9 protein-coding genes and 2 tRNA genes are annotated in these 10284 nt (G+C 52.3%); 6 read left to right on the top strand and 5 right to left on the bottom strand.

Annotation, left to right across the window (positions count from 1 at the left end; genetic code table 11):
- Positions 1–22 precede the first annotated feature (22 nt).
- Positions 23–781, bottom strand: coding sequence for a substrate-binding periplasmic protein (locus ABYA77_RS13790; RefSeq protein WP_372966553.1), 759 nt, complete (start codon positions 779–781; stop codon positions 23–25).
- 252 nt (positions 782–1033) lie between these two features.
- Between ABYA77_RS13790 and ABYA77_RS13785 the strand changes: the two genes are divergently transcribed.
- Positions 1034–2215, top strand: coding sequence for a TsoY family (seleno)protein (locus tag ABYA77_RS13785; RefSeq protein ID WP_372966552.1), 1182 nt, complete (start codon positions 1034–1036; stop codon positions 2213–2215).
- An 18-nt stretch (positions 2216–2233) separates the two neighbouring features.
- Here the strand turns inward: ABYA77_RS13785 and ABYA77_RS13780 are convergent, their stop codons facing one another.
- Complete coding sequence (locus tag ABYA77_RS13780; protein WP_372966551.1) at positions 2234–3418, bottom strand: PLP-dependent aspartate aminotransferase family protein; 1185 nt, start codon at positions 3416–3418, stop codon at positions 2234–2236.
- Positions 3419–3527: 109 nt separating this feature from the next.
- Between ABYA77_RS13780 and selD the strand changes: the two genes are divergently transcribed.
- Positions 3528–4565, top strand: a complete 1038-nt coding sequence (selD, locus tag ABYA77_RS13775) for a selenide, water dikinase SelD (RefSeq protein WP_372966550.1) — start codon at positions 3528–3530, stop codon at positions 4563–4565.
- Between the two features lie 79 nt (positions 4566–4644).
- On the opposite strand, the gene ABYA77_RS13770 is transcribed toward selD, so the two are convergent.
- Together ABYA77_RS13770 and rnk are read right to left on the bottom strand one after the other, a co-directional pair.
- Complete coding sequence (locus ABYA77_RS13770) at positions 4645–5805, bottom strand: cytochrome P450 (protein ID WP_372966549.1); 1161 nt, start codon at positions 5803–5805, stop codon at positions 4645–4647.
- 101 nt (positions 5806–5906) lie between these two features.
- Positions 5907–6293, bottom strand: coding sequence for a nucleoside diphosphate kinase regulator (gene rnk, locus ABYA77_RS13765; protein WP_372966548.1), 387 nt, complete (start codon positions 6291–6293; stop codon positions 5907–5909).
- A gap of 257 nt (positions 6294–6550) precedes the next feature.
- Between rnk and ABYA77_RS13760 the strand changes: the two genes are divergently transcribed.
- Entirely contained in the window at positions 6551–7465 is a 915-nt protein-coding gene (locus ABYA77_RS13760) for an AEC family transporter (RefSeq protein WP_372966547.1), read from the top strand.
- Here the strand turns inward: ABYA77_RS13760 and ABYA77_RS13755 are convergent.
- A complete protein-coding gene (locus ABYA77_RS13755; RefSeq protein ID WP_372966546.1) occupies positions 7442–8377 on the bottom strand; it encodes a zinc ABC transporter substrate-binding protein in 936 nt (311 codons plus the stop codon). The genes ABYA77_RS13760 and ABYA77_RS13755 overlap by 24 nt on opposite strands.
- A gap of 141 nt (positions 8378–8518) precedes the next feature.
- Between ABYA77_RS13755 and gltX the strand changes: the two genes are divergently transcribed.
- From gltX to ABYA77_RS13740, 3 genes are all read left to right on the top strand, one after another.
- The gene (gltX, locus tag ABYA77_RS13750) at positions 8519–10000 is read left to right on the top strand and encodes a glutamate--tRNA ligase (RefSeq protein ID WP_372966545.1); all 1482 of its coding nucleotides are present in this window, start codon (positions 8519–8521) and stop codon (positions 9998–10000) included.
- A gap of 116 nt (positions 10001–10116) precedes the next feature.
- Positions 10117–10192, top strand: a tRNA-Ala gene (locus tag ABYA77_RS13745).
- 7 nt (positions 10193–10199) lie between these two features.
- Positions 10200–10275: transfer RNA gene (locus tag ABYA77_RS13740), tRNA-Glu, on the top strand.
- The last annotated feature ends 9 nt before the right edge of the window (positions 10276–10284 follow it).

Below are 10284 nucleotides of genomic sequence, written 5' to 3'. Positions count from 1 at the left end.
CTGCCTCGGCCGCAGGTTGCGGTTATGCTTGTAAATGAGTCTGCTGTTTTTTTAGTGGGCTGCGCTCTACGCTCCCCTCATTCGGCCTCCCACGAAAACTATCCAGAATCCGCTTCTTGGTGCCTTCTTCCTCTATCTGTCTCAAAACATTAGGCAATGCTTTAGCCAGTGCTTCATGACGCTGGTTCAGAAAATGATAGAGGTTAAACCTGGTGACTGGTTCGGGGAGTATTTCAAACTCCTGCCAATCTTTGAGGGCGAGAGGGCCGAAGTCTTCGATGTGAGAGATAAAGGCAACGTCTACACGCCCATATTTCAAAAGCTGGCGCGCCTGCTCGTAAGTGTTGGCAGAGACGGGCTCCATCCCTAATTCCGTTGCCATTCGTTCGGCAATGATCACGCCGCGGCGTACGGCGACTTTTCTGGGTTTTGTTGAGGGCATATTCAGCACATGACCATTTCCAGGGAGGACCACTGCCCGTAATTCACCCTTCAGCAGCACATGTTCTACTTGTACCAGATTGGGGTAGATGTTGGCCGCATGGCTAGTGCGGAACATGCCGCCGTCGACAAGCCCGGTATCGGCCATCATCAGAGCACGGCGAGCAGGTGAGTGAACTGTTGTCATTCTCACGCCTAAGCGTTGATAGGCCAGTTGCAGGATATGGGCCGCCGCAGCGGTGATCGGAACATCGGAAATAACGGCAATTTGAATTTCTTCGGGGTACTCTCCGGCTAAGCTGACTGGCGTGAAAAAAAATGCAATTAATATCCATGCCATAAGGTGTTTCATTGGTTGCACTGTGGCTTCCCTTAGCCCCTGTGAAGGGTCGATCCTTTGAGGGTAGTAAGAATATTTGCCTTTGTTTTTAATGTAGTGCTGCTCTCCATTTATTAAAAGGGGAGCGTTATATTTTCCGGCACTTTCTACGGTGAATGTTATGTATTCGTTGTTTGGCGAGTAAGTTGTGCTGACGTATTCTTAATGGCAGATTAAAAGAAACCGCCCTCAGTTTTGAAAAGGGAGTTCGCAATGTTTTATCGCTTGCCGAAAACATCAGAGCCTGACTGGGTTCCCACTTACTTTCTGGCTGCGCTTGGCGCTGGCGGCTTGGTTGTGACCTTTTTTATGTGGTTGATGCACTGGTTGCCGCATCCGAATGCGCCGGTGCCTCTTTTTGAGGACGCCTTGGCGGCTCTCACGGGTGATAGCCTTTTTCTTAAAATGGCAGTGGTTGGGGCCTGGAGCGGCGTTGCAATTTTTGCGGTACTTCACTTTCAGCTGCTGATCTGGAACGTGAAGCAGTATGCCCTGTTCCGGAAATCCAACGCTTATAAGGAACTTAGGAGTAGTAATTCTGAAACGCAGTTGTTGGCCGGGCCGTTAACAGTAGCTATGTCGATTAACGTAGCGTTTATGCTGGCTATGACCTTTGTTCCTGGGCTTTGGGGTGTGGTGGAGTGGTTGTTCCCTTTGGCGATTGTGGCCTTTCTGTTAGTGGGGGGGTGGGCTCTGGCGTTGCTGAAAGATTTTTGGGGACGTGTTCTGGTCGGCGGTGGTTTTGACTGCGTTCGCAACAATAATCTGGGGCAGCTGTTGCCGGCTTTTGCGTCTGCCATGATCGGTGTGGGGCTGGCGTCACCTGCGGCGATGAGCATGAATATAGTAACGGTAACATTCAGTCTTGTGCTTTCCAGCTTTTTTATGGTGATGGCGTTCGTTATGGGGGCTATTCAGATCGTGCTGGGTTTTCGTGCGATGCTGGAACGTGGTGTTGATCCGTCAACTGCGCCTACGTTATGGATTGTGTTGCCCATCATCACGACTTTGACCATTACTTTAATGCGCCAGACCCACGGGTTCCACGTTCATTTTGGCTCCGGTGCTGGCGGGATTGAAGCGTTGGGTCTATTGACCTACTTTTTGTGTGCGCAGCTGGTGTTCGGATTGCTTGGTTGGGTGGTGCTTTCCAGATATCGTTATTTCTCCAAGTATGTAACCGGTACAGAAAAATCCGCTGGCGCCTATGCCCTGGTGTGCCCGGGTGTTGGTATGGTGGTTATGACCCACTTCTTTTTGAATACAGGCTTGGTAAAGTTCGGCGCCATGGATAAGTTTAGCCTGGCATACTGGTGCGTAACCGGTCTGGCGATTGGGCTTCAGATACTGACCATGTGGTTGGTATATCGCCTGAACCGGTTGCACTTCGCTTGATCTGATTGGGGGCCCCCTTTATGCCAAGGCCTGATTGAGGTCAGTAATGAGGTCTTGGGCATCTTCAAGTCCTACAGACAACCTTAGCATGCCATCACCGATGCCACGCTTCAGACGCTCTTCCCGGCTAATGCCGTGGTGACTGGTAGCACTGGGTTGGCTGACCAGGCTTTCTACGCCCCCCAGACTAGTCGCTAGCAGGAAAACCCGCAGTTTGTCGGCCACCTGTGCCGCTGCTTGCTGACCTCCCTCTACTTCAATGCTGAGCATCCCGCCGAAGCCATGCATCTGTTGCTTGGCCAGTTCGTGACCTTCGAATGAAGGTAACCCCGGATAGTGTACTTTGGTGATTTTCGGATGTTTTTCCATGGCCTTGGCCACCGCCATCGCGTTCTCGTTGTGCTGGCGGATTCTTACCGGCAGGGTTCTCAGGCTGCGGGAGAGCAAGGCTGCGGTTTCAGGGGAAAGAAGCTGGCCCAGGTTTTTCCGCCAGTTGGCAACGGGTTGGATGAATTCCGCAGAGGCCATAAGGGCTCCGGCGGTGAGGTCGCTGTGGCCGCAAAGATATTTTGTGGCGCTGTGCAGTACTAAATCCGCCCCTAAGGATAGTGGGTTCTGGTTTATGGGGCTGGCGAACGTATTGTCTACGGCCAATAGTGCGCCATGGCGATGGGCTGTTTCTGCGATGGCGCCTATATCGAGAATGGCCATGTTCGGATTGGCCGGGCTTTCGAGGTACACCAGTTTACCGGACTGATTGAGTTGCTCTGCCAGTTGATTTTGTTCTTCGCGATACAGGAAGGTTACCGGAATGCCGAGGGCCTGGCAGTGGTCCGTCATAAAACTTTGGGTGCCGCCGTAAAGATCTCCTACACAAACAATGCCTGTGCGGCCGTGAGCCAGCAGTGTCGCGGAAATTGCCGCCATGCCAGAACCAAACGCCAGCGCTGCTTCGGCCCGCTCCAGCCCGGCTAGCCCTTGTTCAAGTTCCTGAATGCTGGGGTTGGTGCCCCAACGCGTATACAGGTTTCCTTCGGTGCGGCCTTCAATGACGTCCAGCAGGGCTTCAGTATTTTTAAACCGATAGGTCGTGGTGTTATAAACCGGCGAATAGGGGCTGCCGAAAGGGTCTTTGTGGCGCCGGTTGTGAATGATACGGGTGGCAGTGCCGTGATTGTCGGGCTTGCTGGCTGGATTGCTCATTGGTGTTCCTGTTTGGTGGCTGCAGAGAGAGCTGACCTGTAAACTTATTGATACTGGGAATACTACCAAACTCTCGCTCATATTCCGTAACGTACAGAAGGAAGACACTTTGTCCATCAAACTGACCGAGTTCAGCCACGGCGCTGGTTGTGGCTGCAAGATTGCTCCAGATGTTCTGGACCGAATTCTGCACACTGAGAGGCCGGATTTTCACGATCCGAATCTGCTGGTTGGAAACAGTAGCCGGGACGACGCAGCGGTAGCCAATATTGGTAATGGTGTTGGCGTAGTCAGCACCACAGATTTCTTTATGCCAGTGGTAGATGACCCGTTTGATTTTGGTCGTATTGCAGCGGCGAACGCGATCAGCGATGTATACGCGATGGGCGGCAAGCCGGTCATGGCGATTGCCATTCTGGGTTGGCCAGTGAATGAACTGTCGCCAGAGATTGCTGCGAAGGTTATTGATGGTGGTCGTGCAGTTTGTGCTGAGGCAGGCATTGCTTTGGCCGGTGGCCACAGTATTGATTCCCCGGAGCCGATTTTTGGCCTGGCGGTTACTGGTACAGTGTCGGTAGACCGGATCATCCGTAACGACACAGCGAAAGCCGGCGATCTGTTGTATCTGACCAAACCGCTGGGTGTCGGTATTCTCACCAGTGCTTCCAAGAAAGGAAAGGTTGCGCCAGAAGATCTTGCTGTTGCGGTAGGGAATATGTCGACTCTTAACCGGGTGGGTGAGGTTTTCGCACGAATTGACGGTGTGAATGCTATGACCGATGTCACCGGTTTTGGTTTGGCTGGTCATCTTCTGGAAATTTGTCGTGGCAGTGGCGTGAAGGCCATCGTTAGCCGTAAGGCAATTCCGGTGTTGCCTAATTTACAGCCGTACATTGATGCTGACTGCATCCCGGGAGGTACTCATCGCAATGCCGCGGCTTTCGGTAAGGCAATTTCCGGTATGACGGATGCCGACAAGTTGTTGTTCTGTGATCCACAAACCAGCGGTGGCTTGATGGTGTGTGTGGCAGAAAATAGTCGAGAAGTTTTTGAAGCGTCTGCTCGTGAGCACGGCATGGAGCTAAGGCCATTGGGGCGTCTGGAAACCGCAGGTTCTGATAAGAGTCTGGTGTTTATTGAAGACTGACGTCGAGTTCTGCTGTCGAGAAAAGCCGCGTCAGGTTTGGTCTTGCCGCGGCTTTTCTGCTCAGGGTTTTGTGCCTGAATCAGATTTGCCGGAATAGAATTGGCAGAACATTAAATCCACCGGTGGGGAACATGGCTCGTTCGGAGGCATGTTCTTTAACCATTTCCAGGGCTTCAAGCGGTTTTAGCAGCTCTTCCATCAATACTTTCAGCTCCATCCTTGCCAGTGGTGCGCCCGGACATTCATGAACGCCGGCTCCGTACAGAAGGTTTTTGTCGGCATTCTTTTGTGGGCAGAAGTCGTCAGGGTTGCCGAAGACCTCTTCATCCCGGTTAGCGGATGCCCACAGAATGGTGATTTTTTCGCCAGCGGATATGACCTTGCCGCCGACATTCACATCGCGAGTAGTTACCCGCCGGTTGGAGATCAGCGGCGCATCCATTCGCAGGATTTCGTCGATAGCTAATGGGAGTTGATCCGGTGCGGCTTTGAGTTCGCGCAGTAACGCCGGGTGTTGTGCCAGGTAATTCACCAGTATCGATACGGAAGCCGAAATAGTGGCCAGTTCGCCTACAGTCCAGTTACGGAGGAGGCTGATTAGCTGCTCGTCGGTCATCGGTTTGCCGTTAACCTGTTCCCTCATTAGCGATGTGGTGACGTCATTGGGTGCCTGGCCGCCAGCCTGACGTCGAGTGTTCAGCAGATCCCGGATATAGCCGTCAAACTCCTGAGCTACCTCTGCCATAGCTTGGCGGTCCCGGGCCAGGGTAGCTTGATGATTCTTCTGTACCCAGTCGGCCAGTGGCTGGTGCAGGTTTTCCGGCCAACCCATAAATGCGCACTGAATTTGCAGTGCAAATGGGCGGCTTAAGGCTTCCACCACATTAACGGGTTCGTTTTTCGGCAGTCGTTGAACCAGTGTGCGGGCGACTTCCCGGCATTGTGGTTCAAACCGGGCCATGGGTTCAGGGCCAAAGTACGGTTCAATCACTCTGCGGTAAGGTGTGTGCTCGGGCGGGTCCATGCCGTTGGGCACGGATAGGTGCACAGAGACAGCGTTACTGAAGGTTTTGTGGTCTTCCAGTACCTGCATGAGGTCTGCATGGCGGAACAGCGTCCACTGCTGGTAATCGCTCCAGGCCACCGGGCATTGCTTGCGCATAGTGTCGTATGCACGAATTTGGTCTTGTAATACGGTGGCTGATCTGGGGTCCCAGTCTTCGCGGCGCTGCTCTGTCATAAGGCCTCCTGACAATCTCGTTAGCTTGCTTGGAGACTATCACTGAAGGCCTTTTTTCATCTGGAGAAATATCAATTTATGACATTGGTAAAGGGAAATGCTTATGCCTTTCGGGTAACGCTGACCACCTTCAAGTGAATCGGCTTGCGGCCTTTCATTGGCCACTCGATGCTGTCTCCAATGCTCAGGCCGAGCATGGCGGCGCCAGCCGGTGCCAGAATAGAAACTTTATGGTCGCTGTCTCCAACTTCGTGGGGGTACACCAGCATCATCTCGTGCTCTTTCTTGGTGTCTTCATCCACAAAACGGATCACCGAATTCATTGTTACCACGCCATCAGGCATCTCACTTAGAGGCTTGAGGTCTGCACGGCTCAGCTCATCCTCCAGTCCATCGACTACATCGGATTTTCCGGCCATACGCTCCAGTAGGGTGCTAAGGCGGTTGTAATCTTCTTCTGCAACAATAATTGATGGTAATTCAGACATAGGAATCTCCGGATAATTCTATAAAAATAAGTTTGGTTTAAGCGCTGAATCCGGAAGGGTTTTACTGTGGATTCAGCGAAATCAGAGGCGTATGAAAGCCCTGCAGGTGTTCTCAGAGGAAGACCGCAGTGCTATGGCAGGTATGTGAATGTAGAAATTCAGGGTATTCACGTTGATCAGGTTACGCCGTTATAGGAAGCTATACGCTGAATCTAACCCTCGTGGAGCAAAATGGCAATGGGTATGAGGTTGTTGGCATGCAGGTAGTCCTCCAAGCGTTGGTACCTGTTTTCGTTTTGATCATGCTTGGCCATGTGCTGAGGCGGATAAACTTTCCCGGCGGTGACTTCTGGCCGCAGGCTGAACGCTTTACCTATTACATTCTTTTTCCCTCGATGCTGGTGTTTAAGCTGGGCCAGGCCCGGTTGCCAGCCTCTGCCTATGCAGACACGGCGTTGCTGATTCTGTCTATGTTGGCGGTTATGACGCTGGCTATCGTGTTGGTTCAGTTGTTCTGGCGCTGGAGTGGGCCGGTATTTTCATCCGTTTACCAAGGCGCGATACGTTTCAATTCTTATGTGGGGCTGGCTGCTGGCGGGATGCTTCTGGGTGATGACGGCCTGTCATTAACGGCCATTGCTGTGGCGATTATGGTGCCTTCCCTGAACTTATTGTGCATATTGATGTTTTCGGTGGTGGCGGGGCAAGACAAAGTCAGTATCGCTCAGGTGCTTAAGGCTATTGCCACCAACCCTTTGATTGGGGGTTCTGTTCTCGGGGTTGTCTGGAGTTATTTTGAAATCGGCTTTCACCCATTGTTGGCTGGAACGCTTGAGCCATTAAGTAATCTGGCGCTGCCCATGGGCTTGATGACAGTTGGTGCTGGCTTGCAATTGAGTGCATTGCGCGGGGCTTCCGCGCCGTTTCTGGTTTCGTCGGCCCTCAAGTTGCTGGTGTTTCCGCTGATTGCGGTTGGTTTGGCCTGGGTGCTAGGGCTGAATGGCTTGTTGGTGCAGGTAGCGGTCTTACTTGCGACCCTGCCAACCGCTACCTCCGCCTACATTCTTGCGCGTCAATTAGGTGGTGATGCGCCGCTGATGGCTGGAATCATCAGCGGGCAAACGTTACTGGCAATGGTGTCTATTCCATTAATGCTCAGCATCCTCTGGTAAACACTCGAGCACGGCGTTCGCAATGGACTGCTGGAACTCAATATAGCCAGAAGCCGTTGATTCAATGTCTGTAGCCAGAGGGTCCCACGTGCTGAAGGTCACGTTGAGGCCTTCTGTAATCGAATGCCACCACTGTTGGTTGAACTGGGGTTCTGTGAGCAGGCAGGGCTGGTTGGCCTGGCGTAGCTGGGCTTGTACATCGTCAATATGCCTGGCACCGGGAGACATCTCAGGGTTGAGTGTGAGTACGCCGGCAACGGTTAACTCATAGTGTTCGGCAAAACGTTCCAGAGCACTGTGATAAGTGAATAAGCTGACCCCTTGGGCGGCGCTCAGACTTATTTTGATTTCCTGTTCGGTTGCGGACAGGTTTTGTTCGAACTGCTTCAGGTTGCCTTCCAGTTCTGCTTTATTCATGTCGTCGAAGGTGACCAGCTTGGCGTAGATGGCTTTAGCCATGCCCAGTGCCAGCTCAGGATCTACCCAAATATGGGGGTCTTCGCCATCGCCATGATCGTGATCATGGTGGTCGTGATCGTCGTGGTGCGCATCGTGGCTGTGTTCCTGATGTTCGTCATCATTATCATCAGTGTGTGCTTGTGTAAAGGCGACGACTTTGCCTTCAAACTCACTGCCGCTGAGCAGGCGGCCCAGAAAGGTTTCCATTTCAGGGCCTACCCAAAAAATAGCATCAGCCTTTTCCAGTGCGCGCCTCTGTGATGGCTTCATGCTGTAGTTGTGGGGGCTGGAGCCGGGAGGGACGATCGTAGATACGTTCGCGTTATCGCCAGCTACCGCCTTAACCAGAAGCTCTAACGGTTTGATTGATGTGACAATATCTGTGGCTGATGCCGGAAACGCAGCTACTGCTGCGGCAAGGCCAAAGGCAAGGGATGTGCTTTTAAGGTTCATGATACATGTGTCCTGACGATCTCGTGAAATGTTATAATATTACACAGTTTGGGGTGTTGGCAAAACCTGATCATGCGAAACCGGGTAAGGGTCGCTATAATGCTTGTCTTATTTATCGGCCACATATTTCAGGATGGTTTCATGACAGTACGAACTCGAATTGCTCCGTCACCCACTGGTGACCCACACGTTGGTACCGCCTACGTGGCCTTGTTTAATCTGTGTTTTGCTCGTCAGCACGGCGGCCAGTTTATTTTACGTATCGAAGATACCGACCAGGTGCGAAGCACTGCCGAATCCGAACAGGATATTCTTAAGGCGCTGCGCTGGCTGGGTCTGAACTGGGATGAAGGCCCTGATGTGGGAGGTCCTCATGGCCCTTATCGCCAGTCTGAGCGTAAGGATATGTATGCTCAGTATGCCGAAGATCTGGTAACAGCCGGCCATGCTTTTTACTGCTTCCGCACACCAGAAGAGCTGGAGGCTATCCGCGAAGAGCGAAAGGCCAACGGCCAGAATCCGGGTATTAAAGGCGATCTTGAGCTGCCCCAGGAAGAAGTGAAGCGTCGCCTGGATGCGGGTGAGTCTTATGTTATCCGGATGAAAGTGCCTGATGAAGGTATATGTGAAATTCAGGATATGCTCCGTGGCACCATCGAAATTGATTGGGCCCAGGTGGATTGCCAGATTTTGTTGAAGTCGGATGGTATGCCGACATATCACCTGGCAAACGTGGTAGATGACCACCTGATGGAAATTACCCACGTTCTGCGTGGTGAGGAGTGGATTAACTCCGCTCCCAAACACAAGTTGCTGTACGAATATTTCGGCTGGGATATGCCCGAGCTGTGCCACTTGCCGCTGCTGCGTAATCCGGACAAAAGCAAACTGTCCAAACGAAAGAACCCTACGAGTATCAATTTTTACGAGCGCATGGGCTTTTTGCCGGAAGCCGTAACTAACTATCTGGGCCGTATGGGTTGGTCCATGCCGGACGAGCGTGAGAAGTTTACGCTGGATGAAATGGTTGAAAACTTCGATATCCAGCGAGTGTCTCTGGGCGGGCCTGTTTTTGATGTAGAGAAGCTGCGCTGGTTGAACGGTCAATGGGTTCGTGATGATTTGAGCGACGAGCAGTTTATGGCCCGGATGCGTGACTGGTGGTTCAATGAAGATGCGTTGAAGGCTCTGATCCCACACATTAAGGGCAGGGCAGAGGTGTTCTCTGATGTGGCGCCTATGGCTCAGTTTATGTTTAGCGGAATGCTGAACCTGACGCCTGAAGACTTTACCCACAAAAAGTTGGATGAAAGCCAGATCAAACGTGTACTTCAGTTTACTTTGTGGAAGCTGGAGGCTCAGCGCCACTGGAGTAAGGAGAATATTTTCTCTGATATTAAGGCGCTGGCGAAAGCCATGGACCTGAAGATGGGTGATTTCATGTTTTCTGTGTTCGTGGCGATTGCGGGCACCCCGAATTCCTGGTCAGTAATGGATTCCATGGCTTTGCTTGGCCCGGACATGACTCGCGCCCGTTTGCGGGCTGCGTTGGACGTGATGGGGGGATTCTCTAAGAAAGAAACCAAGAAAGTGGAGAAGGAATTCGCCGCTTTGGGTGTTTAATAAACGGTTTGTTTGTTAATTGATCGGTGTGAACAGGGATGTTCAAAAAACTTTAAAAATTACGGCCATAAGTGTTGACGCCCAAGGGGCGGATCCTTAATATACGCATCCGTTGAGGGGCCATAGCTCAGCTGGGAGAGCGCAACACTGGCAGTGTTGAGGTCGGCGGTTCGATCCCGCCTGGCTCCACCAATTTCTAGTCCCCTTCGTCTAGTGGCCTAGGACTCCGCCCTTTCACGGCGGCAACAGGGGTTCGAACCCCCTAGGGGACGCCAATACGGCTT

Origin of the sequence: Marinobacter sp., from assembly GCF_041595835.1 — a bacterium.
Classification (GTDB): Bacteria; Pseudomonadota; Gammaproteobacteria; order Pseudomonadales; family Oleiphilaceae; genus Marinobacter.
This window is presented reverse-complemented; position numbering and strand designations above follow the sequence as displayed.

Bases quoted from the DNA above. Each gene is read 5' to 3' on its own strand.
- ABYA77_RS13760 (WP_372966547.1), top strand. From the start codon at position 6,551: ATGCAGGTAGTCCTCCAAGCGTTGGTACCTGTTTTCGTTTTGATCATG.
- ABYA77_RS13790 (WP_372966553.1), bottom strand. From the start codon at position 781: ATGGCATGGATATTAATTGCATTTTTTTTCACGCCAGTCAGCTTAGCC.
- gltX (WP_372966545.1), top strand. From the start codon at position 8,519: ATGACAGTACGAACTCGAATTGCTCCGTCACCCACTGGTGACCCACAC.
- ABYA77_RS13780 (WP_372966551.1), bottom strand. From the start codon at position 3,418: ATGAGCAATCCAGCCAGCAAGCCCGACAATCACGGCACTGCCACCCGT.
- ABYA77_RS13770 (WP_372966549.1), bottom strand. From the start codon at position 5,805: ATGACAGAGCAGCGCCGCGAAGACTGGGACCCCAGATCAGCCACCGTA.
- ABYA77_RS13755 (WP_372966546.1), bottom strand. From the start codon at position 8,377: ATGAACCTTAAAAGCACATCCCTTGCCTTTGGCCTTGCCGCAGCAGTA.
- rnk (WP_372966548.1), bottom strand. From the start codon at position 6,293: ATGTCTGAATTACCATCAATTATTGTTGCAGAAGAAGATTACAACCGC.
- ABYA77_RS13785 (WP_372966552.1), top strand. From the start codon at position 1,034: ATGTTTTATCGCTTGCCGAAAACATCAGAGCCTGACTGGGTTCCCACT.